30 protein-coding genes are annotated in these 26830 nt (G+C 66.9%); 10 read left to right on the top strand and 20 right to left on the bottom strand.

What is annotated here, in order from left to right:
• A complete protein-coding gene (locus ACWIGM_RS04880; RefSeq protein ID WP_454024784.1) occupies positions 1-1629 on the top strand; it encodes an acyl-CoA synthetase in 1629 nt (542 codons plus the stop codon).
• 13 nt (positions 1630-1642) lie between these two features.
• Here ACWIGM_RS04880 and ACWIGM_RS04885 read toward each other — a convergent pair whose 3' ends face one another.
• The 6 genes from ACWIGM_RS04885 to ACWIGM_RS04910 form a co-directional block, all read right to left on the bottom strand.
• The gene (locus tag ACWIGM_RS04885) at positions 1643-2545 is read right to left on the bottom strand and encodes a GGDEF domain-containing protein (protein ID WP_454024785.1); all 903 of its coding nucleotides are present in this window, start codon (positions 2543-2545) and stop codon (positions 1643-1645) included.
• Between the two features lie 102 nt (positions 2546-2647).
• Positions 2648-3754 carry an acetylornithine deacetylase gene (gene argE, locus ACWIGM_RS04890; protein WP_454024786.1) on the bottom strand — a complete coding sequence of 369 codons (1107 nt, stop codon included), beginning with the start codon at positions 3752-3754 and terminating at the stop codon, positions 2648-2650.
• Positions 3755-3761: 7 nt separating this feature from the next.
• Positions 3762-4709, bottom strand: coding sequence for a DMT family transporter (locus ACWIGM_RS04895; protein WP_454024787.1), 948 nt, complete (start codon positions 4707-4709; stop codon positions 3762-3764).
• An 8-nt stretch (positions 4710-4717) separates the two neighbouring features.
• On the bottom strand, positions 4718-5437 hold the full coding sequence (locus tag ACWIGM_RS04900; RefSeq protein WP_454024788.1) for an alanyl-tRNA editing protein: 720 nt from the start codon (positions 5435-5437) through the stop codon (positions 4718-4720).
• Between the two features lie 66 nt (positions 5438-5503).
• Positions 5504-6349, bottom strand: a complete 846-nt coding sequence (locus ACWIGM_RS04905; RefSeq protein WP_454024789.1) for an AraC family transcriptional regulator — start codon at positions 6347-6349, stop codon at positions 5504-5506.
• Between the two features lie 185 nt (positions 6350-6534).
• Positions 6535-6723 carry a YdcH family protein gene (locus tag ACWIGM_RS04910; protein ID WP_454024790.1) on the bottom strand — a complete coding sequence of 63 codons (189 nt, stop codon included), beginning with the start codon at positions 6721-6723 and terminating at the stop codon, positions 6535-6537.
• Positions 6724-6954: 231 nt separating this feature from the next.
• On the opposite strand from ACWIGM_RS04910, the gene ACWIGM_RS04915 reads away from it, so the two are divergent.
• The 5 genes from ACWIGM_RS04915 to ACWIGM_RS04935 all read left to right on the top strand — a co-directional run bounded on the left by ACWIGM_RS04915 (position 6955) and on the right by ACWIGM_RS04935 (position 10338).
• Positions 6955-7173, top strand: a complete 219-nt coding sequence (locus ACWIGM_RS04915) for a YdcH family protein (protein ID WP_110488657.1) — start codon at positions 6955-6957, stop codon at positions 7171-7173.
• A 102-nt stretch (positions 7174-7275) separates the two neighbouring features.
• Positions 7276-7773: a 5-(carboxyamino)imidazole ribonucleotide mutase gene (gene purE, locus ACWIGM_RS04920; protein WP_454024791.1), complete on the top strand. Its 498-nt coding sequence runs from the start codon at positions 7276-7278 to the stop codon at positions 7771-7773.
• The gene (locus ACWIGM_RS04925) at positions 7770-8870 is read left to right on the top strand and encodes a 5-(carboxyamino)imidazole ribonucleotide synthase (protein ID WP_454024792.1); all 1101 of its coding nucleotides are present in this window, start codon (positions 7770-7772) and stop codon (positions 8868-8870) included. Before purE ends, ACWIGM_RS04925 begins: the two co-directional genes overlap by 4 nt.
• A 167-nt stretch (positions 8871-9037) precedes the next feature.
• Positions 9038-9295, top strand: a complete 258-nt coding sequence (rpsU, locus tag ACWIGM_RS04930; RefSeq protein WP_092161278.1) for a 30S ribosomal protein S21 — start codon at positions 9038-9040, stop codon at positions 9293-9295.
• A 194-nt stretch (positions 9296-9489) separates the two neighbouring features.
• The gene (locus tag ACWIGM_RS04935) at positions 9490-10338 is read left to right on the top strand and encodes a tetratricopeptide repeat protein (RefSeq protein WP_454024793.1); all 849 of its coding nucleotides are present in this window, start codon (positions 9490-9492) and stop codon (positions 10336-10338) included.
• A gap of 14 nt (positions 10339-10352) precedes the next feature.
• On the opposite strand, the gene ACWIGM_RS04940 is transcribed toward ACWIGM_RS04935, so the two are convergent.
• The 14 genes from ACWIGM_RS04940 to argH form a co-directional block, all read right to left on the bottom strand.
• Positions 10353-11210, bottom strand: a complete 858-nt coding sequence (locus ACWIGM_RS04940) for an alpha/beta hydrolase (RefSeq protein WP_454024794.1) — start codon at positions 11208-11210, stop codon at positions 10353-10355.
• Positions 11211-11295: 85 nt separating this feature from the next.
• On the bottom strand, positions 11296-12702 hold the full coding sequence (locus ACWIGM_RS04945; protein WP_454024795.1) for an NAD(P)(+) transhydrogenase (Re/Si-specific) subunit beta: 1407 nt from the start codon (positions 12700-12702) through the stop codon (positions 11296-11298).
• A 5-nt stretch (positions 12703-12707) separates the two neighbouring features.
• The gene (locus tag ACWIGM_RS04950) at positions 12708-13139 is read right to left on the bottom strand and encodes an NAD(P) transhydrogenase subunit alpha part 2 (protein ID WP_454024796.1); all 432 of its coding nucleotides are present in this window, start codon (positions 13137-13139) and stop codon (positions 12708-12710) included.
• A gap of 27 nt (positions 13140-13166) precedes the next feature.
• The gene (locus tag ACWIGM_RS04955) at positions 13167-14306 is read right to left on the bottom strand and encodes a Re/Si-specific NAD(P)(+) transhydrogenase subunit alpha (RefSeq protein ID WP_454024797.1); all 1140 of its coding nucleotides are present in this window, start codon (positions 14304-14306) and stop codon (positions 13167-13169) included.
• Positions 14307-14326: 20 nt separating this feature from the next.
• Positions 14327-14611, bottom strand: a complete 285-nt coding sequence (locus tag ACWIGM_RS04960; protein WP_137880023.1) for an aa3-type cytochrome c oxidase subunit IV — start codon at positions 14609-14611, stop codon at positions 14327-14329.
• 271 nt (positions 14612-14882) lie between these two features.
• A complete protein-coding gene (locus ACWIGM_RS04965; RefSeq protein ID WP_454024798.1) occupies positions 14883-15311 on the bottom strand; it encodes a hypothetical protein in 429 nt (142 codons plus the stop codon).
• Positions 15312-15373: 62 nt separating this feature from the next.
• On the bottom strand, positions 15374-16741 hold the full coding sequence (locus ACWIGM_RS04970; protein WP_454024799.1) for an ABC1 kinase family protein: 1368 nt from the start codon (positions 16739-16741) through the stop codon (positions 15374-15376).
• A gap of 75 nt (positions 16742-16816) precedes the next feature.
• Positions 16817-17713, bottom strand: a complete 897-nt coding sequence (locus tag ACWIGM_RS04975; protein WP_454024800.1) for a beta-keto acid cleavage family enzyme — start codon at positions 17711-17713, stop codon at positions 16817-16819.
• Positions 17710-18105: a type II toxin-antitoxin system death-on-curing family toxin gene (locus ACWIGM_RS04980; protein ID WP_454024801.1), complete on the bottom strand. Its 396-nt coding sequence runs from the start codon at positions 18103-18105 to the stop codon at positions 17710-17712. Before ACWIGM_RS04980 ends, ACWIGM_RS04975 begins: the two co-directional genes overlap by 4 nt.
• Positions 18102-18362 (bottom strand): AbrB/MazE/SpoVT family DNA-binding domain-containing protein, encoded by a 261-nt coding sequence (locus ACWIGM_RS04985; protein WP_390893357.1) that lies wholly within the window; start codon positions 18360-18362, stop codon positions 18102-18104. Before ACWIGM_RS04985 ends, ACWIGM_RS04980 begins: the two co-directional genes overlap by 4 nt.
• A gap of 133 nt (positions 18363-18495) precedes the next feature.
• A complete protein-coding gene (locus tag ACWIGM_RS04990) occupies positions 18496-19326 on the bottom strand; it encodes an ABC transporter substrate-binding protein (RefSeq protein ID WP_454024802.1) in 831 nt (276 codons plus the stop codon).
• A gap of 44 nt (positions 19327-19370) precedes the next feature.
• Complete coding sequence (locus tag ACWIGM_RS04995; RefSeq protein WP_454025447.1) at positions 19371-20135, bottom strand: amino acid ABC transporter ATP-binding protein; 765 nt, start codon at positions 20133-20135, stop codon at positions 19371-19373.
• A gap of 5 nt (positions 20136-20140) precedes the next feature.
• Entirely contained in the window at positions 20141-21034 is an 894-nt protein-coding gene (locus tag ACWIGM_RS05000) for an amino acid ABC transporter permease (RefSeq protein WP_454024803.1), read from the bottom strand.
• Positions 21031-22446 carry an argininosuccinate lyase gene (gene argH, locus ACWIGM_RS05005; RefSeq protein ID WP_454024804.1) on the bottom strand — a complete coding sequence of 472 codons (1416 nt, stop codon included), beginning with the start codon at positions 22444-22446 and terminating at the stop codon, positions 21031-21033. Before argH ends, ACWIGM_RS05000 begins: the two co-directional genes overlap by 4 nt.
• A 93-nt stretch (positions 22447-22539) precedes the next feature.
• Here argH and ACWIGM_RS05010 point away from each other — a divergent pair, with 93 nt between their 5' ends.
• The 4 genes from ACWIGM_RS05010 (at position 22540) to ACWIGM_RS05025 (ending at position 26816) form a co-directional block, all read left to right on the top strand.
• Positions 22540-23445, top strand: coding sequence for a LysR family transcriptional regulator (locus ACWIGM_RS05010; RefSeq protein ID WP_454024805.1), 906 nt, complete (start codon positions 22540-22542; stop codon positions 23443-23445).
• A 55-nt stretch (positions 23446-23500) separates the two neighbouring features.
• Positions 23501-24394 (top strand): dTDP-4-dehydrorhamnose reductase, encoded by an 894-nt coding sequence (gene rfbD / locus ACWIGM_RS05015; RefSeq protein WP_454024806.1) that lies wholly within the window; start codon positions 23501-23503, stop codon positions 24392-24394.
• Between the two features lie 10 nt (positions 24395-24404).
• Positions 24405-25283 (top strand): glucose-1-phosphate thymidylyltransferase RfbA, encoded by an 879-nt coding sequence (gene rfbA / locus ACWIGM_RS05020; RefSeq protein WP_454024807.1) that lies wholly within the window; start codon positions 24405-24407, stop codon positions 25281-25283.
• A gap of 120 nt (positions 25284-25403) precedes the next feature.
• Positions 25404-26816, top strand: a complete 1413-nt coding sequence (locus tag ACWIGM_RS05025) for an FAD-binding oxidoreductase (RefSeq protein WP_454024808.1) — start codon at positions 25404-25406, stop codon at positions 26814-26816.
• Positions 26817-26830: the final 14 nt, after the last annotated feature.

A 26830-nucleotide genomic window follows, 5' to 3' on the forward strand; every position in this document is an offset into this window, starting at 1 on the left:
ATGCCGCTCTCTCCTTACGACACAGATCTCGATCGCAACCCGGCGAACTTCCAGCCGCTCTCGCCCCTACCCTTCCTCGAGCGCGCCGCCAGCGTCTTCCCGAACCATGTCGCCGTCATCCACGGCCCGCTGAAGCGCTCTTACGCCGAGCTCTATGCCCGCACCCGTCAGCTGGCTTCCGCCTTGAAGCAGCACGGCATCGGCAAGAACGACACGGTCGCCGCGATGCTGCCGAACACGCCCGCCATGCTCGAATGCCACTACGGCGTACCGATGTGCGGCGCTGTCCTCAACACGCTCAACACCCGCCTCGACGCCGCGATCATCGCCTTCTCGCTCGACCATGGCGAGGCCAAGGTGCTGATCGCCGATCGCGAGTTCTCTGGGACGGTCAAGGAGGCGCTGGCGCTCTGCAAGGTGAAGCCCTTGGTCATCGACTATGACGACCCGGTCTATGACGGGCCGGGCGAGCGCCTCGGCAGCATCGAGTACGAGGACTTCCTGAAGCAGGGCGATCCCGAATTCGACTGGCTGATGCCGGGAGACGAGTGGGATGCAATCGCGCTGAACTACACTTCCGGCACCACAGGCGATCCCAAGGGCGTGGTCTACCACCATCGCGGCGCCAACCTGCTGGCGACCTCGAACGTGCTCACCGGCGGCATGGGGAGGCACCCGGTCTATCTCTGGACCCTGCCGATGTTCCACTGCAATGGCTGGTGCTTCCCCTGGACGATCTCGCTGCTCGCCGGCACCCATGTCTGCCTGCGCCAGGTCCGGGCCAAGGCGATGTACGACGCCCTCGCCGACCACGGCGTCAGCCATATGTGCGGCGCCCCGATCGTGATGTCGACGCTGCTCAACGCGCCCGATGCCGAGCGCCGCAGCTTCCCGCAGAAGGTGAATTTCTTCACCGCCGCCGCCCCGCCACCCGAAGCCGTGCTCGCCGGCATGGCGCAGGCCGGCTTCAACGTCGTCCATCTCTACGGTCTGACCGAGGTCTACGGCCCCGCCGTGGTCAATGAGTGGAACGGCGCCTGGGACGCCCTGCCGGGCGGCGAGCAGGCGGCGCTCAAGGCCCGCCAGGGCGTGCGCTATCCGGCGCTGGAAGGGCTCGACGTGCTCGACCCCGAGACGATGCAGCGCGTGCCGCATGACGGGGAGACGCTCGGCGAGGTGATGTTCCGCGGCAATGTCGTGATGAAGGGCTATCTCAAGAACCCGAAATCAACGGTGGCGGCCTTCGCGGGCGGCTGGTTCCATTCCGGCGATCTCGGCGTGATGCATCCCGACGGCTACATCCAGCTCAAGGACCGTTCCAAGGACATCATCATCTCCGGCGGCGAGAACATCTCCTCGATCGAGGTCGAGGATGCGCTCTACAAGCATCCCGCTGTGCAGGCGGCAGCCGTGGTCGCCCGCCCCGACGAGAAATGGGGCGAGACGCCCTGCGCCTTCATCGAGCTCAAGCCCGGGCAAACAGCGACCCAGGACGAGATCATCGCCTGGTGCAAGACCCTGCTCGCCTCGTTCAAATGCCCGCGGACGGTGGTCTTTACCGAGGTGCCGAAGACCTCGACGGGCAAGATCCAGAAGTTCAAGCTGCGCGAGATGGCGCGGGCGCTGTGAGATCGCCCACCGATCAAGCCGACATCTGCCGCCCGCGGCCACCCATCTTCGCCTCGTAGAGGGCAGCGTCGGCGCGGTGATAGACCTCCGTCAGCGTATCGCCGGGTCTGATCTGCGTCAGGCCTGCCGAGAACGAATAGTGGAAGCCGGGCTCCGACGGCAGGCATCCGGGCTGGCCGACAAGTCTGAACAGCCGCTCGATCACGAGCTCGGCCGCCGCCGGCGCGAGTTGCGGCAGGATCAGCATGAACTCTTCCCCGCCGACGCGGCCGAAACTGTCGGCCGGACGCAGATTCCGCTGCACGCTCTTGCCGAAATCGATCAGCACTGCGTCGCCGAACTGATGGCCGAAGCGGTCATTGATTTGCTTGAACCGATCAATATCGAGCAGCGCGACGCAAGTCTCGCCGCCCTCGCCCGCATTCCCCCTGGCCACCGTCTCCTGCAGCACGCTCATGCAATGCCGCCGGTTCGAGATGCCGGTCAGTTCGTCGGTCTGCGACGCCTTGCGCGCGCTGTCCCGGTCCTGGCGCAGGCTGCGCTCGCCTGTCCGCAGCTCGGTGATGTCCGAGGCGATGCACAGCATCCAGCCGGTGGGCGACACCGTCTCGGTCATCCAGAGCCAGCGGCCGTCGGTGATATCGGTCTCGAAGGCGCGGTAGGGGCTCTTGCCGCGCCGGGACCTTGCCGAGGTCAGCCAGTGTTCGAAATCGTCGGTGGCGAAAGCGACGCCGCGGCGCTGCTCGAAATTGCGCCGCACGATCTCAGCCCAGCTGAGCGTCTCGCCCTCGGCTATGCCATAGGCTTCACGAAAGGCCGCATTCGAGCGCCGCAGGATGTCCTGCGGATCGAACAGCGCCACGAGCGTGCCGCTGGTCTCGAAGAGTCTTTCGGTGATGTCGCCGAACACTGCCATCCGCACCGCATTCCGGATGGCAGCCTATGCGGGAGTCTTTAGCGGCGGGTAAAATCGCGTGGTCGAAAACGGCGTGATGCCTTCCCTTAGCGGCAGTTCATCTCAACGCTCGGCCGCAGCCCAGGCGCCGGCGCGCGCGAGGAATCGCTCCGCCGCCGCGAGCTCGGCGATCGCGATCCACTCGTTGGGCTGATGGGCCTGCACGATCGAGCCGGGGCCGCAGACCAGCGCGGGGATGCCGGCCTGCTGGAAAAAGCCAGCCTCGGTCCCGAACGGCATTGCGAGGGGCGGCCATCGGCCGCCGAGATCGCGCGCTACTGCGACGGCAGGGCTGTCCGCCGCGCAGTCGAGCGGCAGCACGCGCGCCAGCGGCGTCGTCTCGACACGCACATCGGGAGGCAAACCGGCCACGAAGCTCTTCACCTCGGTGAGCACAGCACCCACGGCAGCTTCGTCGGGCGGCCGAAACTCCCAGACGACCTCGCAGCGTTCGGGGATGATGTTGATGGCGCTGCCGCCCGCGATCCTGCCGATATTGATGGTGGTTCCACAGAGGTCGCCGCGCTCGCCACCTCCGAGGCCCGCGAGTCCCGCGACCAGCGCCGCTGCCGGCTCGATCGCACTGGCTCCGAGCCTCGGATCGCTCGAATGCGCGGCGCGGCCGTGGAAGACGCTACGATAGCCGTAGAAGCCGCGATGGCTGAGCCCTATCCGCATCTGCGTCGGCTCGCCGATGATGGCCAATGCCGGAGGCGGGCAGTGGGCGAGCATATCGGCGATCAGCAGGGGAACGCCGAGACAGCCGACCTCCTCGTCATAGGACAAAGCGACATGGATCGGCCTTCGCAACGCGCAGGACCGCCAGCCCGGAACGGCTGCCAGGCAGGCCGCGACGAAGCCTTTCATGTCGACTGCGCCGCGGCCATAGAGGCGCCCGTCCCGGCTGGCGAGCGAGAACGGATCGCTCGCCCAGTCCTGATCGTCGACCGGGACGACATCGGTATGCCCGGAGAGGACGATGCCGTCCGGCTCGTCGGGCCCGATCGTCGCCAGGATGTTCGCCTTCGAACCCGTATCGTCGCGGGTCAGGCGCACCCGAGCACCCGCTCCCGCGAGATAGTCAGCGGTCCAGTGGACCAGATCGAGATTGGAGCGGTGCGAGGTGGTGTCGAACGCGACCAGCCGGCGCAGGATCTCGACGGTATCCATGGTGCTCTCAAAGCCCGGAGGGGCCTGGCTGTCGTGCCAGCCGCAGCCGGGCACCCGCCAGGCTTCCGGTCGCCAGGAAGAAGCCTGCAAGGATCAGCGCCATGCCGACAAGGTGGAAGCCGCGCACCGGCTCGCCCAGAATCGCAACCGCAAGCAGCGCCGTGAACAGCGCCACCAGATGAAACGAGACGCCGGTGACGCTCGGCCCGAGCGTCGCGACGCAATGGCCCCAGAGGATGAAGGCGAGCAGCGAGGCGAAGACGCCGATATAGAGCACTGCCGCGATCGAGCCGGCATCGGTCGGGATGCGTGCGCCCTGCGCCAGCTCGTAGGCCCAGAACGGCGCGAGCACGAGAAGGCCGGCCGCCATCGTCGTGGCCAGGAAGACGAGCGGGCTCAAGGCTGCCGGTTTGCGCCGCAGCAGGACTGAATAGACCGCGTAGTTCGCGACGGCGATCAGCACCAGGAATTCGCCGCCATCGGCCCGCAATCCGCTAAGCTGCTGCAGATCGCCGCGCGCGACGATCCAGACCACGCCGGCGAAGGACACAGCAATGCCGGCGAGCGTGCGGCCCGAGACGCGCTCGACCCCGAGCGCGAACGCCGCGAGCGGCACCATCAGCGGCAAGGCCGAATTCAGGAAGGCGACGCTGGCAGCTGGCGTCGTCCGCAAAGCGAGATATCCGAGCGCATTGTAGCCGGCGACACCGAAGGCGCCGCAGGCGAGGATCAGGCCAAGGTGCTGCCGCAGCAGCGCCCGCTCCCGCCAGGCTTGTCGGCCGACGAACGGAGCAAGGCAGGCCAGCGCAACGAGCCAGCGTCCGACGGCAAGCGAGACCGGCGGAAAGCTCGGCCCCAGCGCACGGCCGAGCACGAGATTCCCTGCCCAGAACAGCGGCGGCAGCCAGAGCAGCAGGAGCGGACGTGCCCAGAGCCCTTTCAACAGCGCAGGCATGGCCGGCCTCACACGCCGTCGAGGCCGATGCGAAGGCGCCGGTTGTGGCGGCCCTTGTTGTCGATCTTCAGGATGCGTAGCGGGCGCGATGCTCCGGTCGACGCCAGATGGGTGCCACCGCAGGCCTGCCGATCGAGCCCGACGATGTCGACGACCCTGATCCTGCCATCGTCGGTCGGCGGCGGGGTGACCGAGCGCGAACGGATCAGGCCGGGCTCGTCGAAGGCCTCGCTTTCGCCGACATAGGTTTCCAGGACCGGCAGGTCCTGCCTGATGACGTCGTTGATCGCGCCCTCGAGGCCGCGCAGCCGCTCATTGTCGGCTTCTGGCAGGTCGAAATCGATCCGCGCCGTGCCATCCTCGTTCATCTGAACGCCGGTGACGAGAGCGCCGTCGAAGCCCTGGTAGACGAGCGCGTTGACGATGTGCAGATCGGTATGGAGCTCGCGCATGAGCTGCCGGAACGGACGGTCGACCTGCGCAGCCACGGCGCCCGAAAGCGTCACCGGCTCGGCGAGCAGATGCCAGATTCCGTCCGCTTGCGTCTCGAAGCCGGCGACCGCGACCTCGCCGCCCGACCATTGCAATCTGCCCCTGTCGGCGAGCTGGCCACCGCCGCCGGGATAGAACGGCGACCGATCGAGCAGGACACGTCCCGGCTCGGCAGCCGTGACCACGGTTTCGAGGTCGAACACCTCCGGCTCATCCAGGCAAAAATAGCGCGTCACGCGAAGACTCCTTTTCGAGGGAGTCTGGCGATTGGGTTCAGCGCGGTATTGGCGGAAATTGAACGATCAGCGGCCTGAACCGGCGGCGCCTGCCCGCTGGTACTGCAAAGGCGTGATCCCGAAGGAGCGCTTGAAATGCCTGGTCAGCGCGCTCTGATCGTAGAAGCCGCTGGCCAGCGCCGCTTCGGCGATGGGCGCGCCGGCCTTGAGCTGCCGGAGTGCGGCCTTCAACCGCAGCTGCGTCAGATAGGCGTGAGGCGTCAGCCCGACCGTGCGCCTGAACAGGCCAATGAGCTGGAACGGGGTCATGTCGACCCAGAGCCCCATCTCGGAGAGGCTCAGCCCGCTTTCGGCGTGCCGCGAAGCCATTCGCCGGGCCACGACTGCAACCGCAGCCTCGTCGCGCGGGGCGATCGGGATCGATCGGGCACCGTCGCCATGGCGCGCGAAGAGTTCGCCGAAGCTGGCGACGAGGAGCTCGCGCTCTTCGAGTGGATCGTGACCATCGTCAAGGCTGCGATGCAACCGGCCGAAAGCCGCGATCAGATCGGCATCGCCGAGGACATTGCGCATGAAATAGGCCGGCCGCGCGATCCCGAGATCGGCGCTGACCTGATCGATGGCAGGCTGCGTCAGGTAGATCGAGCGGTAGCGCCAGCGCTTGCTCCAGCCCATGCGACCGGAATGGGGCTCGGCGGGATTGAAGACCAGCAGCACGCTCTCCCGGGCCTCGTCGCTGCGTCCTCGGCTCTTGAACTCCGCGCCCCCGCTCTCCGTCACGGCGACGACGAAAGCATCGTGCTGATGCGGGGCGTAGTCATGCGTCGTGAAGTCGGCGTGAAGGCAGCTGAGCCCGTCGACGCCGGGCGCATTCCAGTAGCGGGTGGTGTTGCGTGTATCGACCCGGGCCAACGGCGCATCCCTCGTGGCCCGGCGATTCTTGCACGATCAACGCAGCGCGTCCAAGCCCGGCCTCGCTGACGACTCGGAGGCTGGTGGCTGGCCCGATGCTCGACCTAAAAAAACCGGCCCCTTTCGGGGCCGGTGATGCGCCTTGCGCCGATTCGTCACGGGCCGCCGCGGCCCGCTCCGTCATCTCAGTGCAATGTCGGTGACGGCATCGTCAGCCGCACGCGCTCGATCTCATCCTTCAGCAGCAGCTTCTTTCGCTTCAGCTCGGCAACGTTGAGATCGTCGGACGAGGGGCTGGCGACCGCCTGGGCGATGGCTTCCTCGAGCTGACGATGCTTGCGCTCGAGCTCGGCGAGATGGGTCTGCAGCGACATCTGGATCCTCCTGATGAGCGTTCTGGCGGGTCAAGTCTGACACAGAGCCGGCTTCGCGTCTGCGGGGCAGACGTGCACCGCACCATGAGTTTCTGTGATCCCTTCCGGGACCTTTCCCGAGGCGCGTGAATGCGAGCGAGCCAGCCTTGCATCTGCCCGGGCGGCACCCTTGCCGCGCCGCCCGCACCTGCGCATAGTCGATCGTGATCGCGGCGATGATGAGACGGCTTCATGGGATTCGAACTGAGCCCGGAGGAGATCGAGGTTCTGGAGGCGGAGCTCGCGCGGTTGCGCGAGGAGCATCGCGACCTCGACAGCGCCATCGATGCGCTCGAACGGCTCGGCCCGGTCAACCAGATCCAGATCCAGCGCCTGAAGAAGCGCAAGCTCTATCTGCGCGACCGGATCTCCTATCTCGAAGACCAGCTGACGCCGGATATCATCGCTTAGGCGCGGAAATTCCGCGGGAATCCCGATTCCGCCCTTGCCTGTGACGTTGCGGCCGGTCTAGATCGCGCGCTTCCTCCCTCCTGCCGGGAAGCATCTGATCTCATGGCCGAGCCGACCCCTCCCGTCGCCATCATCATGGGCAGCCAGTCCGACTGGGCGACGATGCGCCATGCCGCCGAGACGCTTGGTGAGCTCGGCATCCCCTTCGATGCGCGCATCGTCTCGGCTCATCGCACGCCCGACCGGATGGTCGACTTCGCCAAGGGCGCAAGAGCAGCCGGGTTCAAGGTCATCATCGCCGGCGCCGGCGGTGCGGCGCATCTGCCGGGCATGACGGCCTCGCTCACGCCACTCCCCGTCTTCGGCGTGCCAGTCGAATCCAAGGCGCTTTCCGGCCAGGACAGCCTGCTCTCGATCGTGCAGATGCCGGGTGGCATTCCGGTCGGCACGCTCGCCATCGGCAAGGCCGGCGCGATCAACGCCGCCTTGCTCGCCGCCGCCGTGCTCGCCCTCTCCGACGACGCTCTCGCCGAGCGACTCGACGCCTGGCGCGCCAGATTGAGCAATGCCGTCGCCGAGCGCCCGAAGGACGAGGCATGAGCCAGCCCGATCCACGCGGTCTCGGCCCTGGCGCCGTGCTCGGCATCCTCGGCGGCGGCCAGCTCGCCCGCATGCTGGCGCTGGCAGCAGCCGATCTCGGCGTGCGCGCCCATATCTTCGCGCCCGAGCCCGACAGCCCGGCCTATGAGGTCGCCGCCCGCCACACCATCGGCGCCTATGAGGACGAGGCGGCGCTCGCCAGCTTCGCCGACGCCGTCGATGTCGTGACCTACGAGTTCGAGAACGTCCCGGCCGCGACCGCCGCTTTCCTTGCCGCCCGCACACCGCTGCATCCCGGCGCCCGGGCGCTCGCGGTGACGCAGGACCGCCTCACCGAGAAGCGCTTCGTCGCCGATCTGGGCCTCGCCGTGGCGCCGTTCGAGCAGGTCGACTCGCTTGCCGATCTGGAGCAGGCCGTCGCCAGGCTCGGCCGTCCCGCCGTGCTGAAGACGCGGCGCTTCGGCTATGACGGCAAGGGCCAGGTCAAGATCGCCGATGGCATCGATCTGGTGCAGGCCTGGGACGAGATCGGCCATTTCCCGGCGATCCTCGAAGGCTTCGTCACCTTCGCGCGCGAGGTCTCGGTCGTCGCGGCCCGCGCTGCCGATGGCTCCTTCGCGGCCTTCGATGTCTGCGAGAACGAGCATCGCGACCACATCCTGGCGCTGACGCAGGTGCCTGCCCGCATCGATGCGGCTGCAGCCGACGCGGCCATCGAAGCGGCACGGCGTATCGGCGAGGCGCTCGGTTACGTCGGTGTCTTCGCCGTCGAATTCTTCCTGGTCGAGGGCAAGACCGGCGAACAGGTCGTCGTCAACGAGATCGCCCCGCGCGTGCACAATTCCGGGCACTGGACCAGCGAGGGCGCGCAGACCTCGCAATTCCACCAGCATGTCCGCGCCGTCTGCGGCTTTCCGCTCGGCGCGACGACGCGGCGCGGCCGCGTCACCATGGAGAACCTGATCGGCGACCAGGCGAACGACTGGCGCACCATCCTGGCCGAGCCGGGCACGCATCTGCACCTCTACGGCAAGCGCGAGGCCAGGCCCGGCCGCAAGATGGGCCACGTCACCCGGGTCGTCCCCGAGCACGACTGAGGCGTGACGCCGGATCAGGCGAAACCCGCGTGTTTGCGCGCGTTTTGCCGCGCTGCAGCGTGGACAGGCCACGGGAATTCTGGTATCCGCACGACCTTCGCGGCGATCTTCCGGACGGGAGGTCGCCGCCCCGATTCCGGACCACCGACAACGACGGACTAAGAGACGTGCAGGTTCTCGTTCGCGACAACAATGTCGACCAGGCGCTGCGGGCGCTGAAGAAGAAGATGCAGCGTGAGGGCATCTTCCGTGAGATGAAGCTCCGCGGCCATTACGAGAAGCCGTCCGAGAAGAAGGCGCGTGAAAAGGCCGAGGCCGTTCGCCGCGCCCGCAAGCTGATCCGCAAGAAGCTGCAGCGCGAAGGCCTGCTGCCGGCGCCGGTGAAGCCAAAGCGCCCCGAGCGTCCCGCTCGGCCGGCAGTCTGACCACGCAAGGGTCCGGCAGCCGCCGCCCGCCACCGTTCTGATATCTGTGCGCGCCTGGAGCTTCTCCGGGCGCTGCTGTTTTTGTAGGGTCGTTAACCAAACCTTGGCAGGGCTTGGGCGTTTTGGAGGATGGGCGGCGGACCGGGGCGGTCGCGCCGCATGGCAGGCGAGAGTTCGACGCAATGGATAAGAGCATGCTCACAGGCAGGAACTGGCTGATCGCGACGGGCCTGGCGCTCGCGCTCGCAGGCTGCGACACGGTGAGCATGAGCTCCGGCGCCGGCGTTGCCGAACTCCAGACCGAGAACACCGAAGCGGCGAGCGTCAATATCGGCTCGCTCAGCGAGGTGGTCAGCCGTAACCCGAACGACCCGCAGGCCTATAATACCCGCGGCGCAGCCTATGCCCGTGTCGGCCGCTATTCCGACGCCATCTCCGACTTCACCAAGGCCGTGCAGATCGACGCCAATTTCGCACCGGCCTACACCAATCGCGGCCTGGCGCTGCGCCAGAGCGGGCGCAACGATGCGGCGCTGCAGGATTTCAACCGCGCCACGACCGCCAATCCGAACTACGCCCCGGCCTATATCGCCCGCGCCAATCTGCTGCGCCTGCAGGGCAACAGCCAGCAGGCGCTCGCCGACCTCAACACCGCCATCCGCCTCAATCCGGAATCTGCCGAGGCCTTCCACGCTCGCGGGCTGGTCTATCAGAAGGAAGGCCAGCACCAGCACGCCGTCACCGATTTCGACTCGGTAATCGACCGCAATCCCTATACCGCCCCGCCCTATATCGCCCGTGGCGAGAGCCTGAACGCGCTCGGCAAATACGACTCGGCGCTCGAGGACTTCACCGCCGCGCTCAATGTCGACAACCGCAATGCCGCCGCCTGGGCCGGCCGCGGCTTCGCCTTCGAGAAGCAGGGCAAGAAGACCGAGGCAAGCGAGGCCTATCAGCGCGCCCTCGGCCTCGACGGCAACAACCAGATCGCCCGTGCCGGCTCCGCCCGCCTCGGCGGTGGTGGCGGGATGTTCCGCCTCTAGAGCCGGATCCCCGCCTACTGCCGCGCCGCTGCTGTCACCGTCTCGCTGCCGGCCAGGCGTCCGGCATCCAGGTCGGCGAGGAAGCGCCTGACCTCCGGCACCGAGCCATGCGCCGGCAGGTTCTCGTGATTGCCCTCCGGAAAGCGCACGAAGCGCTTCGGCGGGTTCGCCAGTGCAAACAGCGCCTCGCCCTGGTTGAACGGGATGACGCCGTCGCGCTGGCCATGCAGGACGAGCAGCGGCGCCTTGACCTTGCCGACGACCTGATCGGACCGGAACTGGTCGTGCATGAATAGCCCGACCGGGACGTAAGGATAGAGCTGCTGCGCCACCGCGGCAGTCGAGAGGTAAGGCGCTTCCAGGATCACCGCCTTGAACGGGACCTCCGCCGCCAGCTTCACCACGACGCCGGTGCCGAGCGACTCGCCATAGCCGACCAGCCGCCCAGCGCCGAAACGTGCCACGGCCGCCGCATAGGCCGCGCGCGCATCCTGCGCCAATCCATCCTCGGTGGGTGAGCCGGTCGAGCCGCCATAGCCACGATAATTGACCGCGAACAGGCCGGTTCCATCGTCGGTCAACGCGCGGAAGCGCGTCTGCCGGATCGGGCGGCCGAAATTGCCGGCATTGCCGTGAAAGAACAGCAGCACCGGCTTGCCCTCGCGCGGCGGCACCACCCAGGCGATCAGCTTTTCGCCATCTGCGGCCGTCAGCGTCGCCTCCTCGACACCCGGCAGATTGGCGCTCGCGATCTCGGCGCGGGCCGGATTGCGCGGATACATCATCTCGCGCTGCTTGAGGTAGAGCAGCGCCAGCACGGCGGCATAGGCGCAGAGCGCTCCGATAGCGAGAAGCTTCAGGATCCTGCGCATCACCGGCTTCCTTCAGGCCTCGCCAGAAACGAAAGGGCCGGCATCGAGCCGGCCCTTTGCGACGTTCCGATGACGAGTGCCGCGGTCAGTGAGCCATCGCCTTGACGATCTCGTCGGTGACCTTCTTGGCGTCGCCGAACAGCATCATCGTATTGGGCCTGAAGAACAGCTCGTTCTCGACGCCGGCATAGCCTGCCGCCATGCCGCGCTTGATGAACAGCACGGTCTTGGCCTTCTCGACGTCGAGGATCGGCATGCCGTAGATCGGCGAGGATTTGTCGGTCTTGGCGGCCGGGTTGGTGACGTCGTTGGCGCCGATGACGAAGGCGACATCGGCCTGGCCGAATTCCGAGTTGATGTCCTCGAGCTCGAAGACCTCGTCATAGGGCACGTTGGCCTCAGCCAGCAGCACGTTCATGTGGCCGGGCATGCGGCCCGCCACCGGGTGGATGGCGTACTTGACCTCGACGCCTTCCTTCTTGAGCAGGTCGGCCATCTCGCGCAGCGCGTGCTGCGCCTGCGCCACCGCCATACCGTAGCCCGGTACGATCAGGACCTTGCCGGCGTTCTTCATGATGTAGGCGGCGTCGTCCGGCGAGCCCTGCTTGACCGGTCGAGCTTCCACCGCGCCGCCCGCGCCGGCCACGGCGTCATCGCCGCCGAAGCCGCCGAGGATGACCGAGATGAAGCTCCGGTTCATCGCCTTGCACATGATGTAGGACAGGATCGCACCGGACGAGCCCACGAGCGCGCCGGTGATGATCAGCGCCATGTTGCCGAGCGTGAAGCCGATGCCCGCTGCCGCCCAGCCTGAATAGGAGTTCAGCATCGAGACGACGACCGGCATGTCCGCGCCGCCGATCGGGATGATCAGCAGCACGCCGAGCGCGAAGGAGACCAGCACGATCAGCCAGAACAGGACATGGCTTTCGGTCTTCAGGAAGATCAGCAGCATCACGAAGAGCGCGACGCCGAGGCCGATATTGATGGCATGGCGCTGCGGCAGCATGATCGGCTTGCCGCTCATCCGCCCGTCGAGCTTGAGGAAGGCGATGATCGAGCCGGTGAAGGTGATCGCGCCGATGGCGACGCCCAGTCCCATCTCGAACAGGCTGGCGCCCTTGATCTTGCCGACCTGGCCGATGCCGAAGGCTTCCGGCGCATAGAGCGCCGCCGCCGCCACCAGCACGGCAGCAAGGCCGACCAGCGAGTGGAAGAAGGCGACGAGCTGCGGCATCTGCGTCATCTGCACGCGCTTGGCCATATAGGCGCCGAAGCCGCCGCCGATGGCGATGCCGAGGATGACCAGCAGCCAGCCGGAGAAGCCGGCCGGCGGATAGAAGATCACCGTGGTCAGCACGGCGATCGCCATGCCGATCATGCCGTAGCGGTTGCCCTGGCGCGAGCTCGTCGGATGCGACAGCCCGCGCAGGGCCATGATGAAGAGGACGCCGGAGACGACGTAGAGAAGGGCGGCGAGATTGGCGGCCATGCGCGTCAGCCCTTCTTCTTGTACATGGCAAGCATCCGCTCGGTGACGAGGAAGCCACCGAAGATGTTCACCGAGGCCAGGATCAGCGCGATGAAGCCGAAGACCTTGGCCCAGAGCGGCCCGTCGCCCATGGCGGGCGCAACCTGGACGCCGACCGCCAGCAGGGCGCCGACGACGATGACCGAGGAGATCGCATTGGTGACCGACATCAGCGGCGTGTGCAGCGCAGGGGTCACCGACCAGACGACGTAGTAGCCGACGAAGACGGCGAGCACGAAGATTGCGAGGCGATAGACGGTCGGGTCGACACCGGTCGCGGCGCCGGCGGCGGCTGCCGCCTGTTCGGCGTACTTCTCGGCGAGCTCGGCCGCCTGTTTCGCCAATGCCGCTGCGGAGCGGGCCTGTTCGAGCGCCTGTTCGGGTGCCGGATTAGCCATGACGTGACACTCCCCTCTGCGCTGCCGTTAGGCCTTCGCCGCGAAATTCGGGTGGATGACGGCGCCGTCCCTGGTCAGGCAGGTCGCCTTGACCAGCTCGTCCTCCCAGTTCACCGCGAGCTTCTTCTCGGCCTTGTCGATCAGCGTCTCGACGAAGGCGAAGAGGTTCTTGGCGTAGAGGCTGGAGGAGGTCGCCGGCAGGCGGCCGGGCACGTTGAGATGGCCGACGATCTTGACGCCATTGGCCGTGGTCACGATCTCGCCCGGCTTGGCGAGCTCGCAATTGCCGCCGCGCTCGACCGCGAGATCGACAATGACCGAGCCGGGCTTCATGCTCTCGACCATCGCCGCCGAGATCAGCTTCGGCGCCGGGCGTCCGGGGATCAGCGCGGTGGTGATGACGATGTCCTGCTTGGCGATGTGGCTCGCCGTCAGCTCGGCCTGCTTGGCCTGGTATTCCTTGGACATTTCCTTGGCGTAGCCGCCGGCAGTCTGCGCCTGCTTGAACTCTTCGTCCTCGACGGCGAGAAATTTTGCGCCGAGCGATTCGACCTGCTCCTTGGTCGCGGGGCGGACGTCCGTCGCGGTGACGATGGCGCCCATGCGCCGCGCCGTCGCGATCGCCTGCAAGCCGGCGACGCCGACGCCCATGATGAAGATCTTCGCCGCCGGCACTGTGCCGGCCGCGGTCATCATCATCGGCAGCGCCCGGCCGTATTCGGCGGCGCCATCGACCACCGCCCGATAACCCGCGAGGTTGGCCTGCGAGGACAGGACGTCCATCACCTGCGCACGGGTGATGCGCGGCATGAACTCCATGGCGAAGGCCGCGACATTGGCCTTCGCCAGCGCCTCGACCTGCGCCTCGCTGCCATAGGGGTCCATGATGCCGACGACGAGCGCGCCGGCCGGCAGGCCCGCGATCTCGCTTTCAGCCGGGCGGCGCACCTTCAGCACGATATCGGCGCCCTTGAGCGCCTCCTTGGCGTTCTTGGCGACACTGGCGCCTGCCGCCTCGTAGTCGCTGTCCGTAATTCCGGAGGCGAGGCCCGCCCCTTTCTCCACTGCGACATCGGCCCCGAGGCCAATGAACTTGCGGACGGTTTCCGGCGTCATGGCGACGCGGGTCTCCGCCCCTTGCGTTTCGGCTGGGACAGCGATGCGCATGGAGGCCAGGCCTTTCGGGCTTAGTAGAGGAGGAGCGCGAGCAGCATCAGAACGAAGGGAACGAGCGTGGCGCGCCAGCCGATCGAGGGGGCGGCGATGCCGACGCCGGTGCCGACCAGCGTCAGCAGCGTGCCGATGATGGCTGTGCCCCAGGCATGCTTGGTGCCACCCACGGCGAGCGCCGCGACGATCGCGAGGCAGGCGACGGTGCCGACTTCGGCGAAGTGGATGAAGCCCGTGTAGGTGCGCTCGTGCTCCGGGTAGTCCATCTGCGGAATGTCGGCAGCGTGTCCGTGGTCGGCCATGAAAAAAAGTCCCGAGTTCAATCCTGTCCTTTACGCCCTGTACCGCACCTGAAAAGGGTCGGCAACGGAGCGCCGGAGCGAGTGCGCCCAATTTGTAGGCAACAACCGCATGACGCTAAGGAAAAACCGCATCTAGTATGACTTAAATCGATTTAATTGACGAAGTCTAGCCTGACTTCCGGCAGCGCCCTCGGCGGACCATGTGGCACCGCGTCACAACTGTGTTGACGATTCTGATCGTCAGGAACCGCTGAAGCCAGCTCGCCCAGCGCTACAAGACGTGGATGGTCTGGAGTTCAAGGACGAGGGAATCTCCTTGCTTGAGCGTCTCCATTACAAGCGAAAGATCGCTCCAGAATCCGTTGATCGGAAGTTGAAAGCCAACTTCTGCACCCGCGCCGCCATCGTCGACCGCAGAGCGTGTAATCCAATGATTGGGGACGCGAACATCACCTTTCAGTGCCGTAGCTGTCGCAACGGGAGTGATTTTTCGTCGCTGAGGCCCCTCGTCGATGATTCCATAGCCGTTGACGACATCTCGGACCAATTTTGGTGTCCAGTCACCGGGAACGATCAATGCGAGCGCACCTTCGTAGTCGCCCCCGGCGACGCGATCGACCCAATGCCGGGCTGCCTCGATCAACTCAGCATCACTGGCATTCAGAGGCAGGCGTAAACGGCTGTCACCTGTGGTTTCCATCGTCTCCCCGAACTTGGCGGCGATGCCAGTTGATCCCGTGCCACGGCGAAACGGCGCTGGCATCAACTCGACGTAAGAAGTCCGACTTTCAGCATTGCCTCCCCCTGCCGCTCCCTGACGGGCTCTACCGAAAACCCCTCGATCTCCTGCTCGAACAGCCGGTGGAAGTTGAGCTCGGCGTCGAGATGCAGAAAGACGCCGCCGAGGCCGATCGCGGCGCGGTCCATGAAGACGAACTCGCGCGGCACCGTCACCGGCCCGCGCGCCTTCAGCGCCGAATGGACCTGGAAGGCCTGCTTGCGGCCGTATTCCGACGGCTTGACGCCCTCGGCGATGCGGCGTGTGCGATCCTCCAGCAGCGGGCCGTAGATGAACTTCGCCCAGATGTTGAGCGTGTCGATCAGCTCCTTGTTGAGCCCCTTGAAGCCCCAGACCTCATAGGCGTGGACGACGCGGGCGTCGTCGCCTTCGAGCAGGCCGCGATAGAGATCGACCACGCCGCCGACGAAGCTCGGCGGGAAAATCCGGATGCAGCCATAGTCGAGCAGGTTGATGCCTGCGGGCTCGCCGCCCTCCTGGAAGACCGTGTAGTTGCCGAGATGCGGATCGCCATGGATCACGCCGTGATGGCTGAATGGCCGCCACCATGCCCGGAACATCGCGGTCGAAATCCGATCCCGAACCTCCTGGCTCGCCTGCTTGTGATTGAGGATCTTGTCGCCGTCGAGCCAGCCCATGGTCAGGAGCCGCCGCGTCGACAATTCCGGCACGACCTCGGGCACGCGCACCTCAGGCGTGGCAGCCAGCATCTGCTGGTAGAGTGCGACATGCTTGGCCTCGCGGCGATAGTCGAGCTCCTCGCGGACGCGGGCGCTGATCTCCTTGGCGATCTCGCTGGTGTCGATCACCGCGCCCATGCGCCGGTGCAGCCCGAACAGGATTTCGAGCTGGGAAATATCGGCTTCGACAGCCGATTCCATATCTGGGTATTGCAGCTTGCAGGCGACCTGCGCGCCGTCGTGCGTCGTTGCCCGGTGCACCTGCCCGAGTGAAGCCGCGGCCGCCGGCTTGAGATCGAACTCGCCGAAGCGCTCGCGCCAGTTGGCGCCGAGCTCGGCCTGCATCCGGCGTTTGACGAAGGCCGCCCCCATCGGCGGCGCCTCCGATTGCAGCTTCTGCAGTTCGGCGGCGTATTCGGGCGGCACCACGTCGGGAATGGTGGCGACGAGCTGGGCCACCTTCATCAGCGGGCCCTTCAGCCCGCCGAGCGCCTTGGCGAGTGCCTCGGCATTGGTGGCGTTGCGACCCTCCAGCCCGAACAGCTTCGTGCCGGCGATCCGCGCCGCCACCCCGCCGACATTGGCCCCGACGCGGGCATAGCGCGCCGCGCGGGCGGAGAATCGATTGGCTTCGCTATCGCGTTCGGACATCGGGGCTCACGACGCTGTGACGGGCTGCTCCCCGATGTAGGTGCTCTGCCGGCGAAAGCCAGCCGACACGCTGTCTCAGGAGCGTCCTGCCTGCGCGATCTCTGCAAGACGCGCCCTGACCTCCATCACGCTGGCCGCCCGGCCGCCGGCAGCCTCGACCTTGCGGACCATGTCAGCGATCAGCCGCGCATTGCTGCGGCTCTCGCCGAAGCGCGCATCCTCCAGCCCTGCCCGGACATGGACGCCGCGTGCGACCGCAGGCGCGACGATCTCGCCGAGGTCGACGCCGAGCCCGGCGATCATCACAGGAGCCTGCGGCGTACACTCCGCCAGCAGGGCAAGATGGGCTTCCAGCGCATAAGGCTTCGGCGGAAAGCCCCAGGCAAAAGCATCGGAGAACATCAGCCGGTAGATCGGCGTCGGCATGCCGGGATAGGCTTTCGCCAGCGCAGCGCCGAGCCGGGTGAAGCCGGGCTCGTAGATCGCATAGCTCGGATGGATCCTGTGCGCCTGCGCCACCGCCATCCCCTCGCGGATATGCTCGCCGGGATTCTGGTAGATGAAGCCGGCCTCGCCCTCAGGGATGCCGGCAAAGGTCGTCCAGTTGCACGAGCCGGGATCGAGCACGCCCCATTCGACCAGGCCGCGCTTGGCCAGCTCCTCCAGATGCGTGTAGCGGCCGGAGCCGATCATGTCGCCGGCGTAACCGGAGCCGAGGATCGGAATGGTCGGGTAGACGATCGCGTCGACCTTGGCCCTGATCCCTTCGATCGCCTGGGCATAAAGCTCCCAGTCGTCGCGCTGGCGGCCGGTCTCGACATCGTAGACATGCAGATGGACGATCGCAGCGCCCGCTTCGACCGCGGCGATCCCGTCGGCAATGATGTCGGGGATCGCGATCGGAATGCCTGGCTGGCGTTCTTTGCCCCAGGGGCCGTTGATCGCAGCTTCGATCCAGATCGGCGTGGTCATGTAGGCGCACCCTTCGGCCAGTTGTCGCGGATCCAGCGCGTCAGCCCCTCCTCCTCGACCTCGCCTGCGGCGAGCGCGAGGATGATCGCGGCGGCATCGGCTTCGCTCGGCGCAAACTCAATCCCGTTCAGCCGAAGGAAGATGATCAGCGCCAGCAGCGAGACACGCTTGTTGCCGTCGATGAAGGGATGGTTCTTGGCGATCCCGAATGCATAGGCCGCTGCCAGCGCCGCCATGTCGGTCTCGCCATAGGCAAAGCGGTTGATCGGCCGCGCCAGGGCGGATTCCAGCAGGCCGCGATCACGAATGCCGTCGGGGCCGCCGAAGAGTGCCAACTGCTCGGAATGGATATCGGCGACGACGTCGGATGTGAGCCAGAACGGCTCGGTCATTTCGCCAGCTCGCGCAGCGCATTGGCGTATTGCTTCATCGCCTTGCGGGCGATGGCCATGGTGCGCTCGTGCAGATCGTCATGTGGCGTCAGCTTGAAGGCGCCCTCAGGCTGCTCGACCACGGTCAGCTTGTCGCCTTCCGCCAGCTTCAATCGCGCCAACAGCTCTTTGGGCAGGATGATGCCGACCGAATTGCCGATCTTGCGGACCTGCAGGACCATGGCCTGCTCGCCTGCCGGCTTCTCGGGCTTGTTCATGGCGCGCTCCGGGCTCGTCTGTTGTACGGAATGTATAACAGACGAATGCCCGGCCGTCAGCGCGGTCTTAGGTGGCGGTGATCATGGGCGGCCTCCCGCGAAAGGGAAGCCGTCCAGGATCACTACGATGGCCTCACTCGCCCTTGTTGACCGAGATCGGCTTCAGCACATTGCTCGGCTGGACATACTTTGCGACCAGCGCGTCATAGGTGCCGTTCGCCTGCAGCCGCTCCAGCGCGCCCTTGACCGCGTCGCGCAGCTGGCCGCCCTCGGCCGTCTTCGGGAACGGGATGCCGGTCAGAGAGCGGGTGAAGGGTTCGCCGAGCGGGATATAGGTGTTGGGCTCGAGCTTCTGGAAATGCGTCATCGTCTCGCTGCCTTGGACGCCGCCCTGCAGCCGCTGCGTCTTGAGCTGGGTGCGGGCGTCGACCGAACCTTCGGTGCCGACCACGGTGATCGCCGGCTTGCCCTTGGCGACGCAGTTGGCGTCGCTCCACTCGCCGATCTGCTTCGGCCAGTTGGTCGAACGGCTGGCGCCAACGCTCTTGCCGCAGAGATCCTCGACCGACTTGATCGTCGAGGCGAAGGCGGTGACGGTGTAGAACTGCGCGCCCGAGACCATGTAGTCGACGAAGTCGACCGTCTCGCGCCGGGCCGGCAGATCGCTCATCCCGGCCATCACCATGTCGACGCGGCCGGTCGTCAGCGAAGGCAGCATCTGGGCGAAGGCGGTGTCCTGCCACTCGGCCTTGACGCCGAGCTCCTTGGCGATCGCCTCACCGAGCTCGTAGTCGAAGCCGGCCATCTGGTTGGTCGCCGGGTCCTTGTAGACGATCGGCGCGTAATTCGGCTGGGTCGCGATGACGATCTTGCCGGCGGTCTTGATCCGGTCCGGCAGGGCCTGGGCCTGGGCGGCGAGCGCGGTGCCGGCGAGCAGTGCGGCGGCGAACGAAAGGCGAAGCATGGTGGTCTCCCTCTTGTCTTTGCTTGAATTCGATAGGCTTGGATTCACTTGAGGACGGCGGCGATAAAGTCGCGGGTGCGGGGCTGCTGAGGCGAAACCAGCACCTGCTGCGGCGGGCCCTGCTCGACGATCTCGCCCTTGTCCATGAAGACGACGTCGCTCGCGACCTCGCGGGCGAAGCCGAGCTCATGGGTGACGACGATCATCGTCATGCCGGAGGCTGCGAGGTCGCGCATCACATTCAGCACCTCGCTGACGAGCTCCGGGTCGAGCGCCGAGGTTGGCTCGTCGAACAGCATGACCTGCGGCTTCATCGCCAGCGCACGCGCGATCGCAATGCGCTGCTGCTGGCCGCCGGAGAGCTCGATCGGATAGGAATCGCGCTTCTCGGCGAGACCGACGCGCTCGAGCAGCGCCATGCCCTCGGCGACGATCTCGCGCCGCGGCCGCTTCAGCACCGTAAGCGGGCCCTCGATGATGTTCTGCAGCACCGTCATGTGGTTGAACAGGTTGAAGCGCTGGAAGACCATGCCGGTCTTGAGGCGCTGGCGCGCGATCTCGGCGTCGCTGAGCTCGTGCAATTCGTTGCCGACGCGGCGATAGCCGATCAACTCGCCGGCGACGGTGATGGCGCCGGCGTCGATCTTCTCGAGCTGGTTGATGCAGCGCAGCAGCGTCGATTTGCCCGAGCCGGACGGGCCGATGATGCATTGCACCGCGCCCGGCACGACCGAAAGAGAGACGTTGTTCAGCGCCTTCAGCGGGCCGAACTGCTTGGTGACGCTGGCGGCGACGACGATCGGGGACAGGGCAGTCACGCGGCGGCCTCCTCGGCGACCTGGGGCTTGGCGCGGCGCTCGCCCCGGCCCTTCGAGAAAGCGCGTTCGAGGAAGAACTGGCCGACCTGCAGGAGGGTGACGACGAGCAGGTACCAACCCGCCGCGACGATCAGCAATTCGATGACGCGGGCATTGGCGTAATAGACATTCTGCGCGTTGCGCAGGATCTCAGAGAACTGGATCACGCTGGCGACCGAGGTCAGCTTGACCATGCTGATCACTTCGTTGCCGACAGGCGGGATGATCACGCGCATCGCCTGCGGCAGCACGATCCGGCGCAGCGTCGTCAGCCTGGTCATGCCGATCGCCTTGGCGGCTTCGGTCTGGCCGAGATCGACCGAGAGGATGCCGGAGCGGACGACCTCGGCGGTATAGGCGCCCTGGTTCATGCCGAGGCCGAGCAGCGTCGCCATGAACGGGCCGATGATGTCGATGGTGCGCCACTCGATGACGCCGGGGATGCCGATCGTCGGGAAGACCAGCGCGAGGTTGAACCAGAGCAGCAATTGCAGCAGCAGCGGCGTGCCGCGGAAGAACCAGATGTAGAACAGCGCGACACCGCGCAGCACCGGATTCGGCGACATGTACATGATCGCGAAGACCACGCCGAGCACGATCCCGAGTCCCATGGCGCAGACCGTCATGATCAGCGTGTTGACGAGGCCGGCAAGAATGGCCGGCGCGGTGAAGAACTGCGCCACGACCGGCCAGGCGATCTGGCCCTGGGCGAAGGCCTTCACGATCCAGGCGAGCACGAACAGGATCGCCGCCGCTGCGACCCAGCGCCCATAGAAGCGCTTGGGCACGATGGTCAGGCCGGCGAGCTCGGCGAGCCCGCGATCGGGCATGGTTTGGGTTGCACTGCTCATGCCGCGCGCTCCCGCGTCCACTGGGTGAAGCCGGCGAGCCAGCCGCGGAAGCGACCGATCTGCTCGGCGACCCTGGCAGGCGCCGTGCCGCCATGGCCGCTGCGCGCCGCGACCGCCGCATCCAGCGTCAACACGGCCAGCACGCTCTCGTCGAGGCGTGGATCGATCGCACGCAGTTCCACCGGCTCCAGCCCTTCGAGCTCGCGGCCCATCTCCTCGCAATAACGCACCAGCGCACCGCTGATCTCGTGCGCCTCGGCGAAGGGCACGCCCTTGCGGGCGAGATGATCGGCGACTTCGGTCGCGAGCGCAAAGCCCGTGCCTGCCTGCGCCCGCATCACCTCGGGCTTGGCCTCCATCGTCTCGACCAGCCCGGCAAAGGCCGGCAGCACTTCGCCGAGCACGTCGACCGCATCGAAGGCGGCGCGCTTGTCCTCGGCGAGGTCGCGGTTATAGGCGAGCGGCAAGCCCTTCAGCGCACCCAGCATGGCGACGAGATCGCCGGTGAGGCGCGCCGCCCGGCCGCGTGAGATCTCGGCGATATCCGGGTTCTTCTTCTGCGGCATGATCGAGGATCCCGTCGCGAAGGCATCATCCAGCACGACCCAGCCGAACTGGCGCGAGGTCCACAGCGTCACCTCCTCCGCCAGTCGCGACAGGTTGGTCGCCAGCATCGCCGAAACGAACAGGAATTCCGCGACATGGTCGCGTGCGCCGACCGCGTCGACCGAGTTCTCGCAGGGGCCGTCATAGCCCAGCGCCCTGGCGCTGAGTTCGGGCGTCAGCGCGATCGCCGAGCCGGCGAGTGCAGCCGCGCCGAGCGGCGAGAGCGAGGAGCGCTTTTCCCAGTCCTGCAGGCGGGAGGCATCACGCGACAGCGCCTGGCCATGCGCCATCAGCCAGTGGCCGAAAGTGACGGGCTGGGCGCTCTGCAGATGGGTGAAGCCCGGGCAGACCGAACCTGCGTGCCGCTCGGCCTGGCCCGCGATCGCCTCGAGCAGCTCGGCCAGCATCGCGCCGATCGTCCGCGCCTCGGCCCGCAGATAGAGTTTCAGGTTGTTGGCGGCCTGGTCGTTGCGCGAGCGTCCGGCCCTGAGCTTGGCCCCGGTGGCACCGATCCGCGCGGTCAGCACGCGCTCGATGAAGGTGTGGACGTCCTCGTCGCTCTCATCCGGCGCCAGTGTCCCGGCGGCGAGATCGCGGGCGATGCCATCGAGCGCCGCGACGATGGTCCTGAACTCGTCCTGGCTGAGCAGTCCGGCGCGCTCCAGCTCGGCCGCATGGGCCTTGCCGCCGGCGATATCCTGCGGCGCGAGGCGGGCATGGGCGCCGGCCGCGCTCGACAGCTTCATCATGCGCGGATCGGGCGACTTGCGGAAACGGCCGCCCCAGAGACGCGTATTATGGTTCATGAGCTTCTCCCCTGCTCAAAACACTGCCCTCTTGACCGCGCAACCGGCAAACGAAACGATCTCCTCAAGGGTAGTCGCTGAAGGAATATCTGCTTGGCCGGCCGCAACCTCCCGCCGTCGACCACGGCGCTCCGGGTCTTTCTTGCCGTCGCCCGCCTCGGCTCGACGGCGAAGGCGGCGGGCGAGGTGCATCTGACCCAAAGCGCCGTCTCCAAGCAGATCCAGGCACTGGAGGAACATCTCGGCACGGAGCTGTTCGAGCGCAGCCCGGCCGGGCTCAAGCCCACCGAGGCCGGCACGATCTATCGCCCGTATGCCGAGGCCGCGATCGAGCAGATGGAGCGCGGCGCCCGCCGCCTCGCCGAGCGGGCCGCGATCGGCCGGCCGATCCGCCTGCACATGATCGCCATCGCGGGCGAGCGCTGGCTCATGGAGCGCTTCCCGGAATTCGCCCAGGCTCATCCCGAAATCGACGTCCAGTTCACCAATTTCGTCAGCGAGAACGAGATCGAGGAAGCCGACCTCGAAATCGTCCACGGCTTCGGTCCCTGGCCGGACCGCGAGTCGCATTATCTGTTCGGCCGGCAGGTCGCGCTGGTCGCGGCGCCCTCGGCGCTGGAGCGCCTGGGTGGCTTCAACCGCGCCGCCGACATCCAGAAGATGACATTGCTCCAGCACTTCCAGATGCCGGCCTTCTGGGCCGAGTTCACCGAGGCCCATGGCCTGCGCGGCGCGGTGCCGGCCCACACCGTGCGCTACGGCTATTATTCCGTGATCATCCGCGCCGCGGTTGCCGGGCTCGGCGTCGCGCTCGCCCCACGCTGCTATGTCGCCGAGGAACTGGCTTCGGGCGCGCTGGTCAATCCACTCGGCCTCGGCTTCGACAGCGCGACCGGCTGCTGGCTCACCGTCAATCCACAGAGCGAGCGCAGCCCCGCCCTCGACGCTTTGATCGCCTGGCTCTGCGACGAGGGACGCCGCTTCGATGCGGCGGGTTGAGCCCCTCCCCGCCATGCTCTAGACCGACCGCCATGCTTCCGATGGCGAAGGCCCGATGCGCATAGCCGTGACCGGACGGACCGGGCAGGTCGTCCAATCCCTCCTCGCTCGCTCCGGGGCGGCAGGCGTGATCGTCATCCCGGTCGGCCGGCCGGAATTTGACTTGTCGCAGCCGAAAACCGTCCGGCAGGCGCTCGCCGCGACAAGCCCCGACTGCGTCGTCAACGCCGCCGCCTACACCGCCGTCGACAAGGCCGAGATCGAACCGGAACTCGCTCTGCGCATCAATGGTGAAGGCGCCAGCGCAGTCGCCGCAGCGGCTGCGGCACTCGGCGTGCCGCTGATCCAGATCTCCACCGACTATGTCTTCGACGGCATGGCACCGCAGCCCTGGCGCGAAAGCGACGCCACCGCTCCGCTCTCAGCCTATGGCCGCTCCAAGCTCGCCGGCGAGGAAGCGGTCGCGGCTTCCGGCGCCGACTGGACAATCCTGCGCACGGCATGGGTCTACAGCCCTTATGGCGGCAATTTCGTGAAGACGATGCTGCGCCTCGCCGACAGCCGGGACGAGATCGGCGTCGTCTCCGACCAGCTGGGATCGCCGACCAGCGCGCTCGACCTCGCCGCCACCGTCATAGCGATGGCGAAGGCACTGGCCACCCGCCCCGGTGATGCCTCGCTCCGCGGCATCTTCCATGCCGCCGGCACCGGCGAGGCCAGCTGGGCCGATCTCGCCGAGACCGTCTTTGCCGCCTCAGCGGCGCTGGGCGGGCCTAGCGCCAGAATCAGGCGCATCGCCACGATCGACTACCCCACCCCCGCGCGCCGTCCGAGCAATTCCAGGCTCGACTGCAGCCTGCTTGCCGAGCGCCACGGCCTGCGCCTGCCGCCCTGGCAGGACTCGGTGAAAACCTGCGTCGCCACGCTGCTGACGCAGCCGAAAAGCTGAAGGAGCCATCATGAAGGGGATCATCCTCGCCGGCGGCAGCGGCACGCGGCTTCACCCGATGACCATGGTGACGTCGAAGCAGCTCCTGCCCGTCTACGACAAGCCGATGATCTACTACCCGCTCTCGACGCTGATGCTAGCCGGCATCCGCGAGATCCTGATCATCTCGACACCGGAGGACGCGCCACGCTTCGAGGCACTGTTCGGCACCGGCGAGCGCTGGGGCCTGAAGCTCTCCTATGCGGTGCAGCCGAAGCCGGAAGGGCTGGCGCAGGCCTATCACATCGGCGCCGATTTCGTCGCCGGCGGCCCCTCCGCCCTGATCCTCGGCGACAATCTCTATTACGGCGACGGCCTCACCGACGTGCTGCACCGCGCCGCCGCCCGTGACCATGGCGCCACCGTCTTCGCCTATCGTGTCAGCGATCCCGAGCGCTATGGCGTGGTCTCCTTCGATGCCGCCGGCAAGGCGCTCTCGATCGAGGAGAAGCCCAAGGTCCCGCGCTCGCACTGGGCGGTGACCGGCCTCTATTTCTACGATGCTGAGGTGGTCGAGATCGCCCGCAAGCTGAAGCCCTCGGCCCGCGGCGAGCTCGAGATCACCGACGTCAACCTCGCCTATCTCGAGCGCGGCGCGCTGAGCGTCGAGCGGCTCGGGCGCGGCTATGCCTGGCTCGACACCGGCACGCCGGATTCGCTGGTCGAGGCCTCCGAATTCGTGCGCACGCTGGAGCGCCGCCAGGGCTTCCGTATCGCCTGCCCCGAGGAGATCGCCTTCGAGAACGGCTGGATCGACCGCGAGCAGTTGCGGGCGCTCGGGCAGGCCCTGTCGAAGAGCGGCTACGGCCAGTACCTGCTCGGCGTCGCCGGACGCGACCACTCGGCCTGACACCGCACTTCCCCTGCCGGTGCAGAGCGCTCATGCTGCATCGGTGATGGTCGAAGCCGATGGGCTGACCGAGATTGCAGCGTAGCCGCGCCGAAGACGTGCACGAGGATCGAACACCAGATGAACGCCCCCGCCACCACGCCCGGCACCTCTTCGCACCCCGCTCTCGACGGCCTCACCGCCTCGCTCCGCGATCTCCTCGGTCCGCGCTGCTCGACCTCGGACAGCGAGCGCGAACATCACGGCCACGGCGAATCCTATCACCCGACCAAGGCACCCGACGTCGTCTGCTATCCGCTGACCACCGAGGAGGTGAGCAGCATCGTCAAGCTCTGCCATCAGGCGAAGGTGCCGGTCATCCCGTTCGGCGCCGGCACTTCGCTCGAAGGCCATGTCGTCGCGCTGCATGGCGGCGTCTGCATCGACCTCTCGCGCATGAATGCGATCACCGCCGTCAACGCCGAGGATCTCGATTGCACGGTCGAGGCCGGCGTCACCCGCAAGCAGCTCAACGAGCACCTGCGCGACACCGGCCTGTTCTTCCCGGTCGATCCCGGCGCCGACGCCACCCTCGGCGGCATGACCGCGACGCGGGCGTCAGGCACCAATGCGGTGCGCTACGGCACGATGAAGGACAATGTCCTGGCGCTCACCGTCGTGCTCGCCGACGGCACGATCCTGAAGACCGGCGGCCGGGCCCGCAAATCCTCGGCCGGCTATGACCTCACCCGCCTCTTCGTCGGCTCGGAGGGCACGCTCGGCGTCATCACCGAGCTCACCTTGCGGCTCTATGGCATCCCCGAGGCGAGCTCGGTCGCGGTCTGCTCGTTCCCGGACATCGCCAGCGCCGTCAATTGCGCCATCGAGACGATCCAGTGCGGCATCCAGGTCGCCCGCGTCGAACTGCTCGACGAGACCTGCATGCGCGCGATCAACCGCCACAACAATCTGAGCTATCCCGAGACGGTCGCGCTCTTCCTCGAATTCCACGGTACCGAAGCGGCTGTGGTCTCGCAGGCCGAGACCGTGCAGATGCTCGCCGAAGGCCATGGCGGGGAAGGCTGGCGCTTTGCCACCAGCGCCGAGGAGCGCAGCAAGCTCTGGCAGGCCCGGCACAACATGCATTACGCGCTGCTCGCCTTGCGCCCCGGCGCCAGCAGCTGGGGCACCGACACCTGCGTGCCGATCTCCCAGCTCGCCGCCTGCATCACCGAGATCAAGGAGCATGCCAAGGATGCCCCCTTCCCGGTCACGGCGCTCGGCCATGTCGGCGACGGCAATTTCCACATGGGCTTCCTGATCAGGATGGATTCGCCGGACGAGATTCGCGAGGCCGAGCGGCTGAACGGCCTCCTGGTCAACCGCGCCATCGAGCTCGGCGGCACCTGCACTGGCGAGCACGGCGTCGGCTACGGCAAGGCGAAGTTCCTGCGCAAGGAACATGGCGACGCCGCCGTCGAGGTGATGCGCACGCTGAAGGCGAGCCTCGACCCCGACAACATCATGAACCCGGGGAAAGTGCTGCCGGCGTGAAAGGACATAGGCCC

Source organism: Allobosea sp. NPDC055332, assembly GCF_053645455.1.

Coding starts and splice junctions, on each gene's coding strand:
- ACWIGM_RS04880 (WP_454024784.1), top strand. CDS start 1: ATGCCGCTCTCTCCTTACGACACAGATCTCGATCGCAACCCGGCGAAC.
- ACWIGM_RS04885 (WP_454024785.1), bottom strand. CDS start 2,545: ATGGCAGTGTTCGGCGACATCACCGAAAGACTCTTCGAGACCAGCGGC.
- argE (WP_454024786.1), bottom strand. CDS start 3,754: ATGGATACCGTCGAGATCCTGCGCCGGCTGGTCGCGTTCGACACCACC.
- ACWIGM_RS04895 (WP_454024787.1), bottom strand. CDS start 4,709: ATGCCTGCGCTGTTGAAAGGGCTCTGGGCACGTCCGCTCCTGCTGCTC.
- ACWIGM_RS04910 (WP_454024790.1), bottom strand. CDS start 6,723: ATGTCGCTGCAGACCCATCTCGCCGAGCTCGAGCGCAAGCATCGTCAG.
- ACWIGM_RS04915 (WP_110488657.1), top strand. CDS start 6,955: ATGGGATTCGAACTGAGCCCGGAGGAGATCGAGGTTCTGGAGGCGGAG.
- purE (WP_454024791.1), top strand. CDS start 7,276: ATGGCCGAGCCGACCCCTCCCGTCGCCATCATCATGGGCAGCCAGTCC.
- ACWIGM_RS04925 (WP_454024792.1), top strand. CDS start 7,770: ATGAGCCAGCCCGATCCACGCGGTCTCGGCCCTGGCGCCGTGCTCGGC.
- ACWIGM_RS04935 (WP_454024793.1), top strand. CDS start 9,490: ATGCTCACAGGCAGGAACTGGCTGATCGCGACGGGCCTGGCGCTCGCG.
- ACWIGM_RS04940 (WP_454024794.1), bottom strand. CDS start 11,210: ATGCGCAGGATCCTGAAGCTTCTCGCTATCGGAGCGCTCTGCGCCTAT.
- ACWIGM_RS04945 (WP_454024795.1), bottom strand. CDS start 12,702: ATGGCCGCCAATCTCGCCGCCCTTCTCTACGTCGTCTCCGGCGTCCTC.
- ACWIGM_RS04950 (WP_454024796.1), bottom strand. CDS start 13,139: ATGGCTAATCCGGCACCCGAACAGGCGCTCGAACAGGCCCGCTCCGCA.
- ACWIGM_RS04955 (WP_454024797.1), bottom strand. CDS start 14,306: ATGCGCATCGCTGTCCCAGCCGAAACGCAAGGGGCGGAGACCCGCGTC.
- ACWIGM_RS04960 (WP_137880023.1), bottom strand. CDS start 14,611: ATGGCCGACCACGGACACGCTGCCGACATTCCGCAGATGGACTACCCG.
- ACWIGM_RS04965 (WP_454024798.1), bottom strand. CDS start 15,311: ATGGAAACCACAGGTGACAGCCGTTTACGCCTGCCTCTGAATGCCAGT.
- ACWIGM_RS04970 (WP_454024799.1), bottom strand. CDS start 16,741: ATGTCCGAACGCGATAGCGAAGCCAATCGATTCTCCGCCCGCGCGGCG.
- ACWIGM_RS04975 (WP_454024800.1), bottom strand. CDS start 17,713: ATGACCACGCCGATCTGGATCGAAGCTGCGATCAACGGCCCCTGGGGC.
- ACWIGM_RS04980 (WP_454024801.1), bottom strand. CDS start 18,105: ATGACCGAGCCGTTCTGGCTCACATCCGACGTCGTCGCCGATATCCAT.
- ACWIGM_RS04985 (WP_390893357.1), bottom strand. CDS start 18,362: ATGAACAAGCCCGAGAAGCCGGCAGGCGAGCAGGCCATGGTCCTGCAG.
- ACWIGM_RS04990 (WP_454024802.1), bottom strand. CDS start 19,326: ATGCTTCGCCTTTCGTTCGCCGCCGCACTGCTCGCCGGCACCGCGCTC.
- ACWIGM_RS05000 (WP_454024803.1), bottom strand. CDS start 21,034: ATGAGCAGTGCAACCCAAACCATGCCCGATCGCGGGCTCGCCGAGCTC.
- argH (WP_454024804.1), bottom strand. CDS start 22,446: ATGAACCATAATACGCGTCTCTGGGGCGGCCGTTTCCGCAAGTCGCCC.
- rfbD (WP_454024806.1), top strand. CDS start 23,501: ATGCGCATAGCCGTGACCGGACGGACCGGGCAGGTCGTCCAATCCCTC.
- rfbA (WP_454024807.1), top strand. CDS start 24,405: ATGAAGGGGATCATCCTCGCCGGCGGCAGCGGCACGCGGCTTCACCCG.
- ACWIGM_RS05025 (WP_454024808.1), top strand. CDS start 25,404: ATGAACGCCCCCGCCACCACGCCCGGCACCTCTTCGCACCCCGCTCTC.